This window comes from Halomonas sp. S3-1-1, from assembly GCF_023757625.1.
Taxonomy (GTDB): Bacteria; Pseudomonadota; Gammaproteobacteria; order Pseudomonadales; family Halomonadaceae; genus Vreelandella.
Genome location: NZ_JALGBZ010000002.1, coordinates 546108 through 566648 on the forward strand (window position 1 = coordinate 546108; position 20541 = coordinate 566648).

Genomic DNA, 20541 nt, shown 5'->3' on the forward strand with positions numbered 1-20541 from the left:
CCAGACCCAGGCCTGCGCTCGAACTTTGAACGTTCGTGTTCAGCCGTTGCTCGACCGCGCATAAAAAAGCCCCTCGCGAGGGGCTTTTTGCATGGTCGGCCTTAGGCGTCGATGCGCTTGTACTTCATGCGTTTGGGGGTATCGTTGCCCACCCGTTTTTTATGATCCTCTTCGTAATCGGTGTAGTTACCGTCGAAGAAGACCACTTCCGACTCGCCTTCAAATGCGAGGATGTGGGTGGCGATCCGGTCCAAAAACCAGCGGTCGTGTGAGATCACCATCGCGCAGCCCGGGAAGGCGAGCAGCGCCTCTTCCAGCGCGCGCAGGGTCTCGATATCCAGGTCGTTCGACGGCTCATCGAGCAGCAGCACGTTCGCACCCTGTTTGAGCGTTTGCGCCAACTGCAGGCGACCGCGCTCGCCGCCGGAGAGCTCATCGAGGCGTTTTTGTTGGTCGTTGCCCTTGAAGTTGAAGCGGCCAACGTAGGCGCGCGACGATACTTCGTAGCCGTTGATATTGAGAATGTCCTGACCGCCGGACACCGCTTCCCAGACGGTCTGCTTGTCATCCAGGGCGTCGCGCAGCTGCTCGACATAGGCGATATCGACGGTGTCGCCGATGACTACTTCACCTTCGTCGGGCTGCTCCTTGCCGGTGACCAGCTTGAACAGCGTCGACTTACCCGCGCCGTTGCCGCCCACGATACCGATGATGGCGCCGGGCGGTACGCTAAAGGAGAGATCCTGATAAAGCAGCTTGTCGTCAAAGCGCTTGGTCACGTTATGGAATTCGATGACCTTGTCGCCCAGGCGCGGCCCCGGCGGAATGTAGATCTCGTTGGTCTCGTTGCGCTTTTGGAAATCGCCGGACTGCATCTCCTCGAAGCGATTAAGGCGCGCCTTGCTTTTCGCTTGGCGGCCCTTAGTGTTGCTGCGCACCCACTCGAGCTCCTGCTTGATCGCCTTTTGACGCGAGGCTTCCTGCTTGGCTTCCTGGGTCAGGCGCTGCTCTTTTTGCTCCAGCCACTGCGAGTAGTTGCCCTCGAAGGGAATCCCCTGGCCGCGGTCGAGCTCGAGAATCCAGCCGGCGACGTTGTCGAGGAAGTAGCGGTCGTGTGTGATCGCGACCACGGTGCCGCTATAGTCATGCAAAAAGCGCTCGAGCCACGCCACGGACTCGGCGTCCAGGTGGTTGGTCGGCTCGTCGAGCAGCAGCATGTCCGGGTTCGACAGCAGCAGCCGGCAAAGCGCAACGCGGCGGCGCTCGCCCCCGGAAAGATTTCCGACCTGAGCATCCCAGGGCGGCAAGCGCAGCGCGTCGGCGGCGACCTCGAGCTTGCGCTCGATGTTGTGGGCGTCGGCGGCTTCGATGATATTTTCAAGGCGCGCCTGTTCGCTTGCCAGCGCGTCGAAGTCCGCATCCGGTTCGGCATAGGCGGCGTAGACCGCGTCGAGCTTCTCCTGAGCGGCCTTTAGTTCGCCCAGCGCCTCTTCGACGGTCTCGCGAACGTTTTTCTCATCGTCCAGCTGCGGTTCCTGGGGCAAGTAGCCCACGTTGATGCCGGGCATCGGGCGAGCTTCACCTTCAAACTCCGTATCGACACCGGCCATGATGCGCAGCAGTGTGGACTTACCCGCGCCGTTGAGACCCAGTACGCCGATTTTGGCGCCGGGGAAGAACGACAGGGAGATGTCCTTGAGAATTTGCTTTTTGGGCGGCACGACCTTGCCAACCCGGTTCATGGTGAATACGTATTGCGCCATGGAAATCCGTTAGGTTGTTGAGAGTGGTGTCAGAAGCGACGTGGGACTAGATGATAGTGCCCAGAACGCGCAAAGGCCAGAAAGCGAGCCGCCGTTGCGAGTCATCAGTAAAGGCGGCGGAACCGGCAAGCCCGAAACTTACGGCAAAGCGCGTTAAACAAAGCGCATTAAAAGAGGCGTCGTTAACCGCTACTCTTCTTCGTCCCAATCGTCCTCAATGGCGCGTTTGAGGCTTCGCTCCTCGAGCCACGCTTCCACCTGGCGGCGGGCACGCAGGGTATCGGACTTGCTGGCTTTTTGCTTGCTATAGGAGTCGTCGTTGACCGCGTCGAGGTTTTCGAATTCATCGGCGTCGAGTGTCGAGGCGGCGAAGGAATCGCGATTCAGGGGGTCACGGCTCATGAGAGGCCCTCCAACCCAAGCCGGCGCACCGGCATTGTAACGGCTTAGCGTTGTCATTTGGCTAAGCGCCCAAGCGCGACGTTTGCGCTTAGGCGCTATATAGCGCCGCTTGGGTCGAAGTTCAAGCTTTTTAAATGTCGGTGGGTGCGATCAGGCGCTTTCGTGCTTTTTCTGAAGCTCGCTAAGGGCGATCTGTGCCTCGACGCGCTCGGTCACGTCCTTTTGTACGCCAACGCAGTACATCAGGTTATCGCTTTCATCGTATACCGGCGTGATGGAGAGCTCGTTCCAGAACATGGTGCCATCCTTGCGATAGTTTCGGAGCACTTCGCGGGAAGGGCGGCCGCTACTGATCGCTTCGCGAATATTATCGAGGGCGTCCTGGTCACGATCATCGTTTTGGAGGAAACGGCAGTCGCGATAAAGAATTTCGTCGGCGGTATAGCCGGTCAAGCGTTCAAACCCTTTATTGACGTAGATGAGAATGTTTTCATCGCCTTCCTGTTCGGATACGACGATACCGTCGTCAGAGGCGTCTACGATCCGTTCGAGGAGTTCGGGGTTGATGAGAGGAGATCGTTTCATAAAAGGGTTCCTGTTGCTTGTCGCTCATCCGTTGCCAGGCGCTGTGCATCAGCACGGACAACAACGGTGTATAAACACTTCAACCAGCATTAACATAGGCAGCAACGTACACGCTGGCAAATTATCTCGTTCGTTCCACGCACTTGCACGCGTGGTTACTCCACTTCAGGCAATTGATAAGCGCTGAGTAGCGCAAAGAAGGCCGTCATCGCCAGTATCAGCAAAAGCCAGGCGCTGCCCAGCCACTGCGATAGTGCTCCCACCAGCCCGCCCACGGCCAGCATCAGGATACCCGTCAGCGTGTTGGAAAGCGCCACATAAAGCGCCCGGTTATCCTGAGTCGCTATGTCGACCAGATACGTCTTGCGACCCAGCCGCACGCCGTGGTGGACAATCGTCAAAAGCGCGTACACCAGTGCGTAAGGCACCACGCTTTGCGCCCATTCACCGGGTAGCCCGACCAGGCTTGCGCCTACTGCGCAGCAAGCCGTCGTACCCAGCGCGGCGTAGCACATGACACGGCGGCTGGACTGGTCGGCCAGTTTACCCCATATCGGGCTTGCGACCATGGCCGCAAGCCCCGACACCACCACCAGTAGCCCAAGGTTGCCCAGATCATCGCCGCTTTGCTGCTGGCCAAGCAGCGCAAGGTAAGGAAGCGCTAGAGCGCTCGAGAGTAACAGCGCCCGCGATACGTTGAAGTGTAAAAAGGCGCGATCGCTTTTGAGCAGCGATACCCCCGTCTTGATGCTGCTCCAGGCGTTTTCCCCGCCTTCGACCGCGCCGGGCTCCTCCTTGATGCGCGCCACGCAAAACGCGTTGAGCAACCAGCCGAGCGCGGCCACGCCCAAAAGCGCCGCCAGCACCCATTCGCCCGGGCGGTCTCCCATCAATACCAGTACGCCGCCCGCCGCCAGCGTGGCCGCGCCGGCGATGCTGCCGCTATAGCCCATTAGCGTTCCGCGGCGGCGCTTGGCGATCGTCTTACCCATCACGTCCTTGGTGGCGATGGAGGAGACGCCCCGCGAAAGCGAAAGCAGCGCCAGTGCCGCCAGCACCAGCGCACCGCCAAACGTGCTTTCACCCCACAGTGCCAGTAAGGCTAAACAGCCGGCGCAGATCGCTTGTAGCAGGGCGCCGGCGACCCAGACCCATTTGCGCTGGGGTTTCGGGCGAATGAAACCGGCCACGAAAATCTGGGGCAGCAGGGCGCCAGCTTCGCGAATCGGTACCAGCAATCCCACCATCCAAACCGGCGCGCCGATCAGTCCCATCAGCCAGGGCAGCACCAGTCGAGCGCTGGAGAGCTCGTCGGCGAGCTTGTTACCCAGCGCGGCAAATAGATGCAAGAAGAAGTTACGCGGTTGCTCCTTGCACGCCTGCTCCGGAATGTCGTCGCACATCCGGCTATCGTCATCACCGGTCAGCCGTTCGAACAGGCGGGTCTGGGAAATGGGCGACTCGACCATCTCGATTCCTTGGAAGTTGTTGAATCAGGGTGACAGAATGGCGGTTAATTGCAGTTTGTCAAAGCTCAAAGGGTTACTTCATGTCTCGCATCAACATTCGTTACTGCACCCAGTGCCATTGGCTTTTACGCAGCGCTTGGTATGCCCAGGAGCTGCTGTCGACCTTCGGCGAGCAGCTGGACGAGGTTGCGCTTTCGCCTTCGCACGGCGGCACGTTTGAAATCTGGTGTAACGATACGCTTTTATGGGAGCGAAAGCGCGACGGCGGCTTCCCGGACAGCAAGGAGCTCAAAAAGCGCGTGCGCGACATCGTAAGCCCCGACCAGAATCTTGGGCATATCGACCGATGAGTCAGGACCGAAACGCCATTGCTTGTGGGGTAGGCGCCGTAGCGCTCTGGTCCACCGTGGCCACGGCGTTCAAGGTGGCACTCGGATTCATGAGCCCGCTGGAGCTGATGTGGATCGCTACGCTGGTCTCCTGGCTATTGATGGGGGCGCTGGTCATCAAGCGCGGGCTTTTTCGGCAGGCGGCAAACGGGTGGAGAACGGCAGTTTGGGCGGGATTGATGAACCCGGTGGCGTATTATCTCGTGCTGTTCGCCGCTTATGATCGCCTGCCGGGCCAGGAAGCCATGGCGCTCAACTATACCTGGGGGCTGACCATGGCGCTGCTCGCCGTTCCTCTTTTGGGTCAGCGATTGTCCGTGACTGATTTTGCCGCCGGGTGCGTGGCCTACGCTGGGGTCTGGGTGATCGCCACACGAGGGCAGGTGTTCGATGTCGCCTTCGAGGATCCATTGGGTGTGGCGCTGGCACTGGGGTCGACGCTTATCTGGGCTCTCTACTGGCTGCTCAACACGCGCGATGCGCGCGAGCCGCTGGTAGGGCAGTGGCAAAATTTCTCCGTAGGCTTGCCAATACTGACATTCCTACTACTTTTAGGCCCGGGGATCACATGGCACGGCCTTGCTGCACTAAGCGCTGGCGTTTACGTTGGGCTGTTCGAGATGGGTATCGCGTTCATTTTGTGGCAGTTGGCGATCCATCGCGTATCGCGCGCATCGCGTGTCACTAACCTGATTTTTCTATCGCCGCCGGTCTCGCTTTTCCTACTGCATTTTGTGGTGGGCGAGCCGCTTTTGGTTTCTACCTTTACGGGACTTGCCTTAATTTTGATCGGGCTAGCGCTGCAGCAACTACCGAGCCACAAAAAAGCATGAAAAAAGCCGTAGAGGTTTTGTAGTTCTTAATTGTAAATATTTGTGACTTTTGTTTTGATGGCTTGTGTCTAACGCTTATTTACTTAAATTCAGCAAAGTTGGGAAGTAATTCTTGACACTTGGCTTTAAAAGCGAGCTCAGCATTTGGGTCGGTGTAGAAAGCAAGCGGCAAGGGCTGTCGTGGTTTCAACGTTCGAGTGGAACGCTCATTGGGGATTCATGGATATGAAAGACAACGTTACAAACAAACTTAAGCATTTCTTCTCTGCGCGGGCGATTCGTCCCTTGACCATAACGACCATGGCTTGCCTACCGCTCTCCGCATTGGCTCAGTCTCTGCCAGCTACTCTCTACTCGCCAGGCTCGACCGACCTGACAAGCGCCATTCAGCAAACCATCATCACCAACCCTGAGGTCAATGCTGCTTGGGCAAATTTCGACGCCTCGGGCAGCGACATTCGTGCCGCGCAGGGCGGTTATCTGCCCACCATCGATGTGCGCGCTGGAGTAGGAATTCAGGATCAAAGCAACGACGGTCGGGGAAGCTATAATTCCGACTTTGCCGAACTAACGCTGAATCAAATGGTGTTCGACGGTTTCGCAACGCGCAGCGACGTCGAGCGTTTGGATCGCGCTCGTCTGGTGGCCTATTTCCAGCTCTTGGGGGCGAGTGAAGAAGTCGCGCTGGAAGCGTTTCGTACCTACCTCGACGTACTTCGTTACCGCGAAATGGTGCGTTTGGCCCAGGACAACTATGCCCAGCATCAGCGCGTGTTCGGTCAAATCGAAGAGCGCACGCTTTCCGGCGCCGGCCGCGGAGTCGATCTCGAACAAATTAGCGGTCGCCTGGCGCTGGCTGAGTCGAACCTGATGACCGAGGCGTCGAATCTTCACGATGTGACGGCGCGCTATCAGCGCATCGTGGGCCAACTGCCCGCGCAAAACATGGCGCCGGCGCCGTCACTCGAGGCCAACGTACCCGCTGATGTGGCCCAGGCCGTGAGAATGGCGTTCGAAGGCAATCCGGATTTCCAGGCCGCAATCGAAAACATCGCTGTGGCCCGCGCCGAGCAGGAGAGCGCTCGCGCCGGTTTCATGCCGCGTTTGGATATCCAGGGCCGTACGGGCACCAACAATGAAGACAGTACGATCGTTGGGCGTACCGACCAGCACAGTATTCAGCTTGTAGCGAGCATGAACCTGTATCGCGGCGGCTCTGATCTGGCAAGCTTTAACGCGGCCGCTTCACGTATCGAGCAGGCGCAGAGCCAGCGCGAGCTGGCCTGTACCAACGTGCGTCAGACCACGCAAATTGCCTACAACGATACCCAGCGTATCCGCGAGCAGCTCAACTACCTCAACGAGCACCGTCAGTCCATCGACCGCGTACGCGGCGCCTATCAGCAGCAGTTCGATATTGGCCAGCGCACCCTGCTGGACGTGCTCGACAGTGAAAACGAGTATTTCGAAGCTAGCCGCGCCTACGCCAATGCCGAATTCGACCTGACGCTCGCCCAAGCGCGTACCCTGGCGTCCATGGGCCAACTGATGCCAGCGCTCAACGTGACGCGCGAAGATATCCCAAGCCTTGATGAGCTTGGTTATGACGGTGCTACCTTGAGTTCCGCCGAAACCTGCGCCCTCGACGGCCCACGTGGGTTTACGCTGGAGGACTTTACCCGTGGTATCTCGGTACCTCCGGCGCCTCAGGCTTCTCCTGGCGCGGCGGCCTACTCCGAGCCGGCGATCTCTGACGACCCGATGGCGACTCCCGCATATTGAGCTCGGACTCGGGTCAGGCGCTCTTTTCTCGTGCCTGTGCGTACCTTTCGCCTCGCCTGCCGTTTGGGTGGCGGGGCGTGGGGAGAAGGTCCGGCGCTTACAGACGCGTAATGCTCACGAGGATCAGCCTTTCGTTTAGTCAAATACGTATTTTATACCGCTGTATTAAGCTTATTGCCCGGCGGCCGATGGTATTAAATATACCGAAATTTTCGGCTTGAATACGTTGCGGCGAAGGTTTTGCAACGGTCGGTTGGGTCCATCGGCACCGAACGATTCGATGCTTGCGGCAGCCGACGGACAGGAGATCAGGTTTTAGTGGCTCAGGATAAACAGGTCGTCTCTACCCCTACCCGCGAACGCTCGGACGACGAGCTTCTCGAATGTCTAAAAGCGATTGCTTCTTACCACCAGCACGAGGTATCCCCAGAGGCGCTAAAGGCGGGACTACCGCTTGAAAAAGGCAATTTGACCCCGTCGGTGTTTGGCCGGGCGGCTCACCGTGCCGGACTCACTGCGCGTATCGTCAAAAGCCCGCTGTTGGGCCTCAATCCGTCGCTCTTTCCAGCGCTACTGTTATTGGAGCCGGGACGAGCCTGCGTGCTGCTGGGGCTGGATACAAAGCAGCAAAAAGCGCGCGTCATTTTTCCCGAGCTTTCCGAGTCTGCCGTCGACGTTGCGCTCGATGAGCTCAACGGTGGCTATAGCGGTGAAGCGATCTACGTTCGCCCCCGGTTTCAGGCTGACAACGCCTCCGAACCCGGCGTCGCGAAAAAGCGCGGCCAGCACTGGTTCTGGGGCGTCATCAAGGAAAATCGCCGGCTTTACCGCGATATCATCAGCGGATCGATTGCGATTAATATTTTCGCGCTGGCCATGCCGCTGTTCGTACTCAATGTTTATGACCGCGTTGTGCCCAACCAGGCGACCGAAACCCTTTGGGTCATGGCGGCCGGTGTTTTCATCGTACTTTGTTTCGATCTGGTTCTTCGTTTGATGCGCAGCGGTTTCGTAGACCTTGCCGCCAGCCGTGCGGACGTCAAGCTGTCGTCCTCGATCATGAGCAAGGTGCTGGGCATGCGCATGGAAGAGCGTCCGGCCTCCACCGGGTCGTTCACCTCGACGCTTCAATCGTTCGAATCGGTACGCGCTTTCATTGGATCGGCCACTATCGTCGGGATCGTCGATCTGCCATTCGTGCTGCTGTTCGCGGGGATCATCGCGCTGATCAACCCGTGGCTGGTACTGCCGGTCATCGTGGGGATTCTTTTCGTGCTGCTCTACGCGCTCGCCGCCCAAGGCAAGCTGCACGAGCTTTCCGAAACCACGTGGGAGGTTGGTGCTCAGCGTAATGCGCTGCTGGTCGAGTCGGTTTCGCAGCTCGAAAACGTCAAGGCGCTGCGTGCGGAGAGCCGCATCCAGCGCCATTGGGAAAAAGCCACGGCGTTTCTTTCGCGTACCAGCGCACAGCTCAAACTGGTGAGCTCCTCGGTGTCGAGCGTTGCTCTCTGGGCGCAAAACAGCGTGGCGGTCTGTGTCATCATCGTTGGGGTTTATCAAATCGTTCAGGGCAATCTGACTCAGGGCGGACTGATCGCTTGCTATATGCTTTCGTCACGCGCGATGGCGCCGGTCAGCCAGGCTGCTGCCCTGTTGGCCCAGTATCACCAATCTTCTACGGCGCTTGAAGGGCTCAACCGCGTCATGGAGAAAAAAGAGGAGCGCCACGAAGGCAAGGCCTACGTGGAAAAGCCCAGTGTGACCGGCCATTTGGAGCTCGACAAAGTCACGCTTCGCTACCCAAACGAGGAGCGCGATGCGCTGCGCGACGTCTCCATTACCATCAAGGAAGGCGAGAAGGTCGCGCTTTTGGGGCGCGTTGGCTGCGGCAAATCCTCACTCAACAAGCTGCTGCTGGGCTTCTATCAGCCCAGCGCCGGCGCTGTGATGCTCGACGGCGTGGATATTCGTCAGTTGGATCCGCTTCAACTGCGGCGCCATTTGGGCTACGTGCCTCAGGAGGTCAGCCTGTTTTCCGGCTCGCTCCGTGACAATATCGTAGCCGGCGGTGGAAGCGATCATGTGGATGACCACGCGCTGCTGCGAGCGATCAAGATCGCCGGGCTGGAAACGCTGGTGAATAGTCACCCCAAGGGAGTCGATCTGCAGGTAGGTGAGCGCGGGCAGGCGCTATCCGGTGGCCAGAAGCAGGCGGTCGCGATTGCCAGGGCGGTGGTACAGGATCCGCCGGTACTGTTGCTCGATGAGCCGACCAGTGCGATGGATAACGCCAGCGAAGAGGCTTTCAAGGCGAATCTGACCCGTATCGGTGAAGGTAAAACCATGCTGATCGTTACTCACCGCACGTCTCTTCTATCCCTCGTCGATCGCATCATCGTCATGGATGCGGGCAAGGTGGTCGCCGATGGGCCGCGCGATAGCGTGGTTGAGGCGCTGCGTAACGGCCAGATCGGGAGGGCATCGTAATGGCGAAGAAATCCTCCACCAGCGAACAAAAAGGGTTCGAGGCGATCGGCCGGTTTTCCGAAAAGGGGCAAAAGCCGTTTCGACCGTTTATGGACCGCCTGTTTGCGCGCCGGGTGAGTTCGGCTCATCTCAACCGCGATTGGGCCAGCGACACCGACTGGGCGCGCATGCAGCAGGAGCCCATCCGCGCACGGCTGTTTTTGTACGTGACCTTGCTGGCCTTCATTACCGTCCTCGTCTGGGCCTATTTCGCACCCATCGACGAGGTAACGCGCGGTAGCGGGCGCGTGATTCCGGCAAGCCACCTTCAGCGCATTCAGTCTTTCGATGGCGGTGTGATCGAAGAGATCAACGTGCGCGAGGGTCAGGTCGTAAGCCAGGGAGAAGTGCTGATGCAGATCGACCCCACGCGCTTCGTCTCCGATTTTCGCGAGAACCGTGCTCAGCGCTACGCCTTGGAAGCACGCGCCGAGCGTCTGCGGGCGCTGGCGACCGGCACCGAGTTCGAGCCCTCGGAAGAGCTTCGCCAGGAAGTGCCGCATATCGTGATGCAGGAGCGCGAGGCCTACGAGAGCAGTTTGGAGGAGCTTCGCGAGCAGGAGAACGTGCTCGAGGATCGCGTTCGCCAGCGCCAGGAGGAACTCAGGGAGGCTCAAGCGCGGCGCGATACGGCGGCGCGTGAAGCCAGTATGGCCAGCCAGGAGTTGAACCTGACTCGGCCACTGCTGGCGTCCGGCGCGGTGTCCGAGGTCGAGGTGCTGCGCCTTCAACGCGAAGTGTCCCGGGCGACCGGCGAGCGCAACCAGGCCGATGCCTCGGTATCCCGTCTGCAAGCCGCCGTTGAAGAGTCGCAGACCCAGCTTCGCGAGCAAAGCGCCGAGCGGCGTAGCCAGTGGCGCAGTGACCTCGCCCAGGCCGTCGGTGATTTGAACGCGCTGCAGCAGTCCGGCACCGGGCTACAGGATCGGGTACGCTTGACCGAGATCCGCTCGCCGGTCGATGGCGTCATTCAGCGCATCCATATCAATACCATCGGCGGGGTAGCGCAGCCCGGCCAGGAAGTCATCGAGATCATCCCAAGCGACGACCAGCTGTTAGTCGAGGCCCGTATTGCGCCCCAGGACATCGCCTTTCTGCATCCGGGGCAGGCTTCTACCATCAAGCTCACCGCTTACGATTACGCCATTTACGGCGGCTTGCAGGCGGAGCTCGAGCATATCAGCGCCGATACGATCACCGATGACGATGGCAACACCTTTTATCTGGTACGCGTACGCAGCCTGCAGGACGAAAACGCCACCGAAGGGCTTCAGGTCATTCCGGGCATGACAGCACAGGTCGATATCGTGACAGGTAAGCGAACGGTGATGCAGTTTTTGCTGAAGCCCGTTTTAAGAGCGTGGCGTGACTCAATGGGAGAGCGCTAATGAAACATGTTTTTATCACACGTGATGGGAGCCTCAAGGCGCGTTGGCAAGACGCTCTACCCGACGCGATAGGCGTTACCTCTGGCCAGGCTATCACACGTTCAGAGCCTGAGGATGTGGTGTGGATCACCACGACCGTCGATGATTGGCGCGAACAGACCACGGCGATCAGCCGTCAGGGCGTGAGCGTAGTGGTCATGAGCTATGCCCCCAATGACCGCGAGGCGCTGCTGGCGCTCGAGCTGGGAGCCCGTGGCTATACCCATACGTTTTCTGCGCCGGAAGTGCTCAAACAGATCGCGCTGGTCGTTACCCATCAAGGGGTTTGGGTAGGCCAGTCGCTTTTATCGCGTGTTCTCACGGGCTCTGTGCAGGCACTTCAACAGCGAACCAGTGACGAAATCACCCGCCAGGGCCTGCAGACTCTTGCCACGCTGACTGAGCGTGAACGAGCGGTAGCGCTGGCTGTTGCCCGGGGAGCCGCTAACAAGGAAGTCGCTCGAGAGCTTACGATCACCGAGCGCACGGTAAAAGCGCACCTGAGCGCCATCTTCAAAAAGCTGGCCGTGCGCGATCGCCTGCAGCTCATTTTGAAGCTCTCTTCGGACGCCGAAAAACGCCTTTCCTGAGCAAACGCTCAGGCGTTACCCGCAGTGCATGAGCACCGCACTGCGGGTGGCAAGTTACATTCCTTTACTGTCCTTCAGTACAATAGGGAGGGGTCGCTAAATCCCTTACTATTGCGCTATAAGCCGCAGTTTCCATTCGCACGACGAGTGAGCGGGCGGCCACTAATATTCATCGGGGATTTACCTAAATGGCAACAGCAACGGTCATCGCTATCACCGGGGACGCTTGGGTCACGGATGGCAAGGGCAACCGGCACGAGGTCAAAATCGGCGATACGCTTATCGAAGGCGAAACGCTGATTACCTCGGACGGTGGACGAGTCGAACTCGATTTTGGCGATGGCGCAGGGACAGACGTGGTCGAAGGCGGCCAGGCCATGGAGCTGACGCCGGACCTCGACCGGGAAACCGTTGTATCTTCCGATGAAGCCAGCGTGCTGGATGACGATATAGAGGCGTTGCTGGCCGCCCTGGATGACGACGATATCGACCTGCTGGATCTGCTCGATCCTACCGCTGCCGGTGGCGCAGGTGGCGGCGGCGGCGGCGGCAATAGCTTCGTCCGCGTGGCGCGTATCTCCGAAGACGTAAGCCCCCTGAGCTTCACCACCGCTGGCTCCACGGCGGAGACACCCCCTGTTCTCTTTACGCTCAATCCCCCCGGCCCGGACGACGCTACCCCCGATACCGATATTCCGTTAAGCCCGGATGAGCCCCTGATTCCCGGTGAAGATGACGGTGATGCAGACGCAGATGCCGATGCAGACGCAGACGCAGACGCTGATGCCGATACAGATGCTGACGCCGATGCTGACGCGGATGCGGATGCCGATGCGGACGCGGATGCCGACGCAGACGCAGATGCCGATGCCGACGCAGACGCAGACGCTGATGCCGATACAGATGCTGACGCCGATGCTGACGCGGATGCCGATGCCGATGCTGACGCTGACGCGGATGCGGATGCCGATGCGGACGCGGATGCCGACGCAGACGCTGATGCGGATGCAGACGCTGATGCCGATGCCGATGCCGATGCCGATACGGATGCCGATGCCGATGCCGATGCCGATGCTGACGCGGATGCCGATGCGGACGCTGATGCGGACGCCGATGCGGATGCCGATGCGGATGCCGATGCGGATGCCGACGCAGACGCAGACGCAGACGCTGATGCTGATGCTGATACAGACGCGGATGCCGATGCGGATGCTGATGCTGATGCTGATGCTGATGCGGATGCCGACGCAGACGCAGACGCGGATGCCGATGCCGATGCCGATGCTGATGCGGACGCAGACGCTGATGCCGATACAGACGCTGACGCCGATGCGGATGCTGACGCTGACGCTGACGCTGACGCTGACGCTGACGCTGACGCGGATGCCGATGCGGACGCTGATGCGGATGCGGATGCGGATGCGGATGCCGACGCAGACGCAGACGCTGATGCCGATACAGACGCTGATGCCGATACAGACGCGGATGCCGATGCTGATGCGGACGCTGACGCCGATGCCGATGCCGATGCCGATGCAGACGCAGACGCGGATGCCGATGCGGATGCAGACGCCGACGCTGATGCCGATACAGACGCGGATGCTGATGCTGATGCGGACGCTGACGCCGACGCGGATGCCGACTCTGACTCGGATTCTGACAGCGATTCGGACTCTGATAGCGACTCCGATTCGGATAGCGACTCCGACTCCGACAGTGACTCAGATTCGGACAGCGATTCGGATTCAGATAGCGACTCCGACAGTGATTCGGACTCCGACAGCGACTCCGATAGCGACTCGGACTCCGACAGTGATTCCGATTCGGACAGCGACTCGGATTCAGATAGCGACTCCGACTCTGACAGTGACTCTGATTCGGACAGCGACTCCGACAGCGATTCCGATTCCGACAGCGATTCGGACTCCGATAGCGACTCGGACTCCGACAGTGATTCCGATTCGGACAGCGACTCGGATTCAGATAGCGACTCTGACAGTGACTCGGACTCTGACAGCGACTCCGATTCTGATAGCGATTCGGACTCCGACAGTGATTCCGATTCGGACAGCGACTCGGATTCAGATAGCGACTCCGACTCTGATAGCGATTCGGACTCTGATAGCGATTCGGACTCCGACAGTGATTCCGATTCGGACAGCGACTCGGACTCCGACAGTGATTCGGACTCTGACAGTGATTCGGACTCTGACAGTGACTCCGACTCCGATAGCGACTCGGACTCCGACAGTGATTCCGATTCGGACAGCGACTCGGATTCAGATAGCGACTCCGACTCTGACAGTGACTCGGACTCTGACAGCGATTCGGACTCTGATAGCGACTCCGATTCGGATAGCGATTCGGACTCCGACAGTGATTCCGATTCCGACAGCGACTCGGATTCAGATAGCGACTCCGACTCTGACAGTGACTCGGACTCTGACAGCGACTCCGATTCTGATAGCGATTCGGACTCCGACAGTGATTCCGATTCGGACAGCGACTCGGACTCCGACAGCGATTCGGACTCCGACAGTGATGCCGATTCGGACAGCGACTCGGACTCCGACAGCGATTCGGACTCCGATAGCGACTCGGATTCCGACAGCGACTCCGACTCCGACAGTGACTCGGATTCCGACAGCGACTCCGACTCCGACTCCGACAGTGACTCTGATTCAGATAGCGACTCCGACAGTGATTCGGACTCTGACAGTGACTCCGATTCCGATAGCGACTCCGACTCTGATAGCGATTCGGATTCCGACAGCGACTCGGATTCAGATAGCGACTCCGACTCTGACAGTGACTCGGACTCCGATAGCGATTCAGACTCCGACAGCGATTCGGATTCCGACAGTGACTCGGACTCCGATAGCGACTCCGACTCTGACAGTGACTCGGACTCTGATAGCGACTCCGATTCTGATAGCGATTCGGACTCCGACAGTGACTCGGACTCTGACAGTGACTCTGATTCTGACAGTGACTCTGACAGCGACTCCGACTCCGACAGCGATTCGGACTCCGATAGTGACTCGGATTCTGACAGCGATTCGGACTCCGACAGCGACTCCGATTCGGATTCCGACAGCGACTCGGATTCAGATAGCGACTCCGACTCCGACAGCGATTCGGACTCCGACAGTGATTCCGATTCGGACAGCGACTCGGACTCTGACAGTGATTCGGATTCGGACAGCGACTCGGACTCTGACAGTGATTCCGACTCGGACGGTGATCACGATCCGGACTCGGATAACGACCCTGATGGCCCAGAAGAGGAGGAAGAGGAAGAAGAAATAAAGGCCACGATCACCATCGCCGACGACCTGTTCGGTGGCGACAACGTGATCAACAACGCCGAGTCCCAGCAGGCGCAGAGCGTTCACGGCACCGTGGGCGGCGCGACACAGGCCAATGACCCCGTCACCGTGACCATCGGTGGAGTGGAGTACGAGACCACCGTCAATGACGACGGCGAGACCTGGAGCGTGGAGGTACCGGCAAACGCAGTGGGCGACCTGACCGGCGGCGAGATCAGCGCCACGGTCACCGGCAGCGACAGCGCCGGTAACCCCTACAGCGACATCGACACCGCGGATTACGGCGTCAGCACCGACCTGCCGCAGGCGACGATCACCATTGCCGACGACCTGTTCGGTGGCGACAACGTGATCAACAATGCCGAGTCCCAGCAGGCGCAGAGCGTCCACGGCACCGTGGACGGCGCGGCGCAGGCCGGTGACCCCGTCACCGTGACCATCGGTGGCGTGGAGTATCCGACCACCGTCAACGACGACGGCGAGACCTGGAGCGTGGAGGTACCGGCGGACGCGGTAGGTGACCTGGCCGGCGGCGAGATCAGCGCCACGGTCAGCGGCAGCGACAGCGCCGGTAACCCCTACAGCGACACCGACACCGCGGAGTACGGCGTCAGCACCGACCTGCCGAAGGCCACGATCACCATCGCCGACGACCTGTTCGGTGGCGACAACGTGATCAACAACGCCGAGTCCCAGCAGGCGCAGAGCGTCCACGGCACCGTGGACGGCGCGGCGCAGGCCAATGACCCCGTCACCGTGACCATCGGTGGAGTGGAGTACGAGACCACCGTCAATGACGACGGCGAGACCTGGAGCGTGGAGGTACCGGCAAACGCAGTGGGCGACCTGACCGGCGGCGAGATCAGCGCCACGGTCAGCGGCACCGACGGCGTGGGCAACCCCTACGGCGACACCGACACCGCGGATTACACGGTAAACTTTGCTCCTGAATCAGAAGGTGGCTACGCGATTGGTAAGGAGGATAGTTCCAGCGTCTTGAAGTGGAATGACTTCGATATCAAGGACACGGATTCGCCTGAATCCGAACTGGGCGTATTAATCACGGGCCTTCCCGCTGATGGGAAACTGCAGTTCCGCGATGGTAATGAATGGACTGATGTTGAAGTGGGAAACCAGTTCAGCCAGGCACAGATCGAAGCAGGCGATCTTCGTTTTATGCCCGTCGCTAACGAATCCGGTTTCAGCGGCTATGGCGGCGAAGGCGTCGGTAATAAGCAGGCGCATTACGCCAAATTCGGCTTCAAACCCACGGATGCTTTGAACGACGGCCAGGAAGCGAGCTTTACCATCGACATTCGCCCGGTCGCTGATAAGCCGGACGTTGATTTGAAAGTCATTGCGGGGGATATCAATGCCGGCAGTGGCGGTAGTGAGGTCATCCAGGTCAATGGCGGCAGTGGTAAGCGTGGTGGATTCGATGTTCAGGATGGGCAAATCGTCAAGATCGGCGATGGCGTGCAGATATGGCTCTCTAAAGGAGATCCCGAGCCTGAGGTTATGGGTAACGGTAAAGTTACTTATTACTACGAGTCCGATGCCCATGGCTCTTCGGAGTACGCGGATGTATTCGTACTTCATGAAGGAAGCAAATTCGTTCGTTCTGCTGATGATTTTTCAGATGTCATCCACGCAGTGCATGGTAATCGGGTTAGCCAAGCAAATGGAGAAGGGCTCAAGGATGTCATCTTTCTGGCGGGTAGCGATGCGAACCACTACAGAGTTAGCCACCCCGATCCAAATAATACAGATACTCAGTACAACACGCTTGAGTCACTGAGTATCACATACAATGGCAAGTTCCTGACGGGGGGGAATAATCACCTTGAGGGTGCCATTACAGGTGATGGAAGCGTTCTGACTCCGAATAAAATTGATATTGATTCGGATAATAATTCTTCTGCTGTACAGCAGTTTGATGTGTGGGTGTCGGCGAGTTTAACTGATGACGATGGCAGCGAAATTCTATCGGGTATCACGCTAAGCGCTATCCCTCAGGGCTCGGTTGTCGAACTTGTAAACGCCGCTGAAGGTATCGAGTTAATCGACAAAGACGGTGAATGGCTGATCACGAATCCAGGTGAGTCAGATGTAGAGAACATCCAACTGAAACTAAGCGTACCTTTTGGTACGAAGCCTTTTGACATTAAGGCCGAAGCAACGTCTACCGAGGTTTACCAGGACTCCGATGGTAACGCTGTCGCTTTGGAAGGTATTGACACCGCCACAGGCAATGATCAAGGCACCGTTGTAATTGCACCAGTGGCGCCTCCCACCGTCACTGGCCTTGATAACTCGCTCGCAGTTAGCGAAAGCTATCTTGAAGACGGCACAAAAGAGGGAGACGGCGAGGCAAAAGCGCAAGGCAGCTTTACCATTTCATCTGCGGTAGGTATTGCCGAAGTAACGATTGCAGGCAAAGCGGTGTCCATCGCCACCTTGCAAGCTATCGGAAAGGCGGGAAGCACGGAAATTGTAACTGTTGAAGGCAACAGGCTGGTCATCACTGGTTATGAAGGAGACCAGAAAGGCGGCACTGTCTCATACGAGTTTGTGTTGGAAAATACGGTTCGCCATACAGAGCTAGGCCCGGATGAGTTTACCCAGCCAGCAATTGAGGTATCCGTCAAGGATGCGCTTGGGCAATCTTCCCGCGGGGCTATTGGCGTGACAGTCATTGATGATGTGCCTGTGGCCGTGGATGAACAGCAAACCATCATTGGCGCAAGTGCCACCACCGTTACCGGCAACGTAACGGAGCACGATACGTTGGGCGCTGATGGGGCGCATGAACAAGGGGCGGTTAGTTCCGTGGAGTTTAACGGCCTGACACTCATGCTAAATGGAGAAACGATTGCTATCACCGGTGAGTATGGAAAGCTGACGATTAGTCCTGACGGTTCCTATACCTATGAAACGTTCGGGAAAGCTGTAGATGGCGTGAAAGATACCTTCACTTACCAGATAACCGATGGTGATGGTGATATCGCTACAGCAACATTAGCTATCGACTTCAGCGTGGATGGGCCAAAGTTGGTGGTAGGCAGCAACCTTGATGATGACAGCAGTCAAACAGCGCCGCCGCAGCATCATACACCTAACCCCGATGCGACTTCTGCCGGTGACATTCAAGGCGGATCGGGCGACGATATTCTTATCGGTGATACGGGGGGGGCGAAGCTTAACGTCGAGCCCGGGGGTAATTACAATATCGCGCTGGTCGTGGATGTTTCAGCGAGCATGAATAATCTTTCTGGCACCGACGGATTGAGTCGCATTGACCTGACCAAGCTGGCCCTGACAAACCTGGTCAATCAGCTGTCAGAGCACGCAGGTGCAATCAATATCAGTCTGATACCGTTTGCCAGGGCATCGAATCAGTGGGGTGGGCAAGCAACGCGTATCGAGGCATCGGTAAAGGGTCTAAGCAACGATGCGGCTATGGGTAAACTATTGGACGCGATTGACGACCTCTACGCTGAAAGCGGTACAAACTACTCGGCTGGTTTCAATAAAGCGCTTGAGTGGTTTAACGGCGATGATGCCAATAGTGACTACGAAAATTTGACATTCTTCTTGACTGACGGCAATCCAACTTTTTATGGAGAGCACGACGAAGGCCCGGCAAACAGCACTGACTTGGCAACACTGCGCGCCTCACTGGACGCGTTCAACCAACTGACGTCTATTAGCAACAAGGTTCATGCGATCGGCATTGGTCAGGATATTAATAAAGAGTATCTGCAGCTCTTTGATAATACCGATTTTATAGGCAATGAAACTGTCATCGCGCCCTCAAGCTATACACTGGCCGATTTCCAAGGGTATGGCGACCCGTTGGATAGCTCAAGCAAGTGGAACAAGCTGGGTGGAAGTGATCGGTGGGGCAGGCATGAGGTCAATGACGGCCTGTTGAAGATATTCGATGGTGCCGGAAATGCTTCTACCTTTATCGCTAGCGACGGTTTCAGGGTATCTGAAAGCGGAAGCACGATCGAAGTGAGTTACAGAACGTCGAATTCCAATGTCGCTGACACGTTTGCTTGGAAAATACAGCAATTGGGTAAAGAGGGCTGGGTCGATGCCTCTCAATACGATTATCTTGATAGAACGGCTAGTTTCAAGGAGGTCGTGAGCGGTGAGCTTGGTGCGGGTACTTATAGGGTGGTTTTTGCTGTGGATAACCAATACAGCAGCACTACTTCGAACCTCTGGATCGATCATGTAAAACTGTCACAGCCAAATGTATTGGAAGCACCCGCTGGCCAGGTTCAGATAGTCAATACCGCTGATGAACTAGACGTGGCTCTGAAGCAGGGCTCGGAAGATCTGGAAAGAGCGGAAGTGGGGGACGACATTCTAAATGGTGGTGAAGGTGACGACCTCTTGTTTGGCGATGCCATCTATACTGATCATCTTGATTGGGAAGGCCGGGATTGGAATGGCGACATGCCCGAAGGCTCTGGTTATAAAGCCCTAACAGCCTATCTTGAGCATGAGCTAGGCCGCGCCCCGGGCAATGCCGAGCTTTATGATTACATTTCCAAGAACTTCGAGAGTTTGATCGATCCGGATCCACAGAAGGGCGGCGATGACACTCTGATTGGCGGCCCGGGCAACGACATGCTGATAGGCGGTTTAGGCGCCGACACCTTCAAGTGGGAATTCGCTGACCAAGGCACGGTGAATAAGCCGGCCGAAGATCAAGTAATGGATTTCACGCGAGGTGTGTTTGGTCAAGAGGATCAAGCCGATCGTCTGGACCTGGCTGACCTGCTCCAGGGCGAAAGCAGCGACACCATCGATCAGTTCATTCACGCGGAGCAGGACGGCAGCGATACGATTCTGCACATCAAGTCGCAAGGCGGCTTGGCAGAAGATAACAGTAATGCCGACCAGCGCGTGGTACTCAAGGATGTATCGATGCCTCAAGGCGAAAGCTCGTCGGACTTCCTGCAAAGCATGCTGCAGGACCACCAGCTTAAGATCGACCAGTAAGACGTCACATCACGGGTTGTGTAACAACAAAGGCCGCCTCCGGGCGGCCTTTTTTAACCTTGAATTCTGTTTAACGAAAGAAGGGGGTTGCCATGTTCTATATCAAACGCAATGCCGACGGCGACATCGTGACACTAAGTAAGGAAGCGACCAGCGAATCCTCTGAGCAGGTGAGCGCGGACGACCCGCAGGTGCTGGCGTTTCTGGCCAACGAGCCCGGTGCAAAAGCGAACTTTCTCGCCTCGGATTTGGCTTTCGTGCGTGTGGTTGAGGACTTGATGGAGGTACTGCTGGACAAGGGGGTGATTTCATTCACCGACCTGCCCCAGGCGGCTCAGAACAAGGTGATGCAGCGTAAATCGCTGCGGGCCAAGAACAACATCAATTTGATCGGCGAGGACGGCGGGATCATCTGATACCGCCGCCATAA

The 20541-nt window shown here is 57.9% G+C and carries 12 protein-coding genes; 8 read left to right on the top strand and 4 right to left on the bottom strand.

What is annotated here, in order from left to right:
- Positions 1-101 precede the first annotated feature (101 nt).
- The 4 genes from ettA to MQW23_RS07640 all read right to left on the bottom strand — a co-directional run bounded on the left by ettA (position 102) and on the right by MQW23_RS07640 (position 4219).
- A complete protein-coding gene (gene ettA / locus MQW23_RS07625; protein ID WP_252107263.1) occupies positions 102-1763 on the bottom strand; it encodes an energy-dependent translational throttle protein EttA in 1662 nt (553 codons plus the stop codon).
- Positions 1764-1952: 189 nt separating this feature from the next.
- The gene (locus MQW23_RS07630; RefSeq protein ID WP_252107264.1) at positions 1953-2165 is read right to left on the bottom strand and encodes a PA3496 family putative envelope integrity protein; all 213 of its coding nucleotides are present in this window, start codon (positions 2163-2165) and stop codon (positions 1953-1955) included.
- 150 nt (positions 2166-2315) lie between these two features.
- Positions 2316-2750: a PAS domain-containing protein gene (locus MQW23_RS07635; RefSeq protein ID WP_252107265.1), complete on the bottom strand. Its 435-nt coding sequence runs from the start codon at positions 2748-2750 to the stop codon at positions 2316-2318.
- Positions 2751-2905: 155 nt separating this feature from the next.
- A complete protein-coding gene (locus tag MQW23_RS07640; RefSeq protein ID WP_252107266.1) occupies positions 2906-4219 on the bottom strand; it encodes an MFS transporter in 1314 nt (437 codons plus the stop codon).
- Positions 4220-4299: 80 nt separating this feature from the next.
- Here MQW23_RS07640 and MQW23_RS07645 point away from each other — a divergent pair, with 80 nt between their 5' ends.
- From MQW23_RS07645 to MQW23_RS07680, 8 genes are all read left to right on the top strand, one after another.
- A complete protein-coding gene (locus MQW23_RS07645) occupies positions 4300-4569 on the top strand; it encodes an Rdx family protein (RefSeq protein ID WP_252107267.1) in 270 nt (89 codons plus the stop codon).
- Positions 4566-5441, top strand: coding sequence for a DMT family transporter (locus MQW23_RS07650; protein WP_252107268.1), 876 nt, complete (start codon positions 4566-4568; stop codon positions 5439-5441). The genes MQW23_RS07645 and MQW23_RS07650 overlap by 4 nt, the downstream gene beginning before the upstream one ends.
- Before the next feature lie 285 nt (positions 5442-5726).
- Complete coding sequence (locus MQW23_RS07655) at positions 5727-7223, top strand: TolC family outer membrane protein (RefSeq protein ID WP_252107269.1); 1497 nt, start codon at positions 5727-5729, stop codon at positions 7221-7223.
- Between the two features lie 318 nt (positions 7224-7541).
- Positions 7542-9710: a type I secretion system permease/ATPase gene (locus tag MQW23_RS07660; protein WP_252107270.1), complete on the top strand. Its 2169-nt coding sequence runs from the start codon at positions 7542-7544 to the stop codon at positions 9708-9710.
- Positions 9710-11137: an HlyD family type I secretion periplasmic adaptor subunit gene (locus MQW23_RS07665; protein WP_252107271.1), complete on the top strand. Its 1428-nt coding sequence runs from the start codon at positions 9710-9712 to the stop codon at positions 11135-11137. The genes MQW23_RS07660 and MQW23_RS07665 overlap by 1 nt, the downstream gene beginning before the upstream one ends.
- Positions 11137-11766: a response regulator transcription factor gene (locus tag MQW23_RS07670; protein WP_252107272.1), complete on the top strand. Its 630-nt coding sequence runs from the start codon at positions 11137-11139 to the stop codon at positions 11764-11766. Before MQW23_RS07665 ends, MQW23_RS07670 begins: the two co-directional genes overlap by 1 nt.
- A gap of 188 nt (positions 11767-11954) precedes the next feature.
- Entirely contained in the window at positions 11955-20111 is an 8157-nt protein-coding gene (locus tag MQW23_RS19435) for a retention module-containing protein (protein ID WP_286086884.1), read from the top strand.
- Positions 20112-20203: 92 nt separating this feature from the next.
- Positions 20204-20527, top strand: a complete 324-nt coding sequence (locus tag MQW23_RS07680; RefSeq protein ID WP_252107273.1) for a tryptophan synthase subunit beta like protein — start codon at positions 20204-20206, stop codon at positions 20525-20527.
- Positions 20528-20541 lie beyond the last annotated feature (14 nt).

What these genes read in the sequence shown, in the direction of transcription:
- MQW23_RS07680 (WP_252107273.1), top strand. Translation starts at nt 20,204, where the DNA reads ATGTTCTATATCAAACGCAATGCCGACGGCGACATCGTGACACTAAGT.
- MQW23_RS07670 (WP_252107272.1), top strand. Translation starts at nt 11,137, where the DNA reads ATGAAACATGTTTTTATCACACGTGATGGGAGCCTCAAGGCGCGTTGG.
- MQW23_RS19435 (WP_286086884.1), top strand. Translation starts at nt 11,955, where the DNA reads ATGGCAACAGCAACGGTCATCGCTATCACCGGGGACGCTTGGGTCACG.
- MQW23_RS07640 (WP_252107266.1), bottom strand. Translation starts at nt 4,219, where the DNA reads ATGGTCGAGTCGCCCATTTCCCAGACCCGCCTGTTCGAACGGCTGACC.
- MQW23_RS07650 (WP_252107268.1), top strand. Translation starts at nt 4,566, where the DNA reads ATGAGTCAGGACCGAAACGCCATTGCTTGTGGGGTAGGCGCCGTAGCG.
- MQW23_RS07635 (WP_252107265.1), bottom strand. Translation starts at nt 2,750, where the DNA reads ATGAAACGATCTCCTCTCATCAACCCCGAACTCCTCGAACGGATCGTA.
- MQW23_RS07630 (WP_252107264.1), bottom strand. Translation starts at nt 2,165, where the DNA reads ATGAGCCGTGACCCCCTGAATCGCGATTCCTTCGCCGCCTCGACACTC.
- MQW23_RS07645 (WP_252107267.1), top strand. Translation starts at nt 4,300, where the DNA reads ATGTCTCGCATCAACATTCGTTACTGCACCCAGTGCCATTGGCTTTTA.
- ettA (WP_252107263.1), bottom strand. Translation starts at nt 1,763, where the DNA reads ATGGCGCAATACGTATTCACCATGAACCGGGTTGGCAAGGTCGTGCCG.
- MQW23_RS07665 (WP_252107271.1), top strand. Translation starts at nt 9,710, where the DNA reads ATGGCGAAGAAATCCTCCACCAGCGAACAAAAAGGGTTCGAGGCGATC.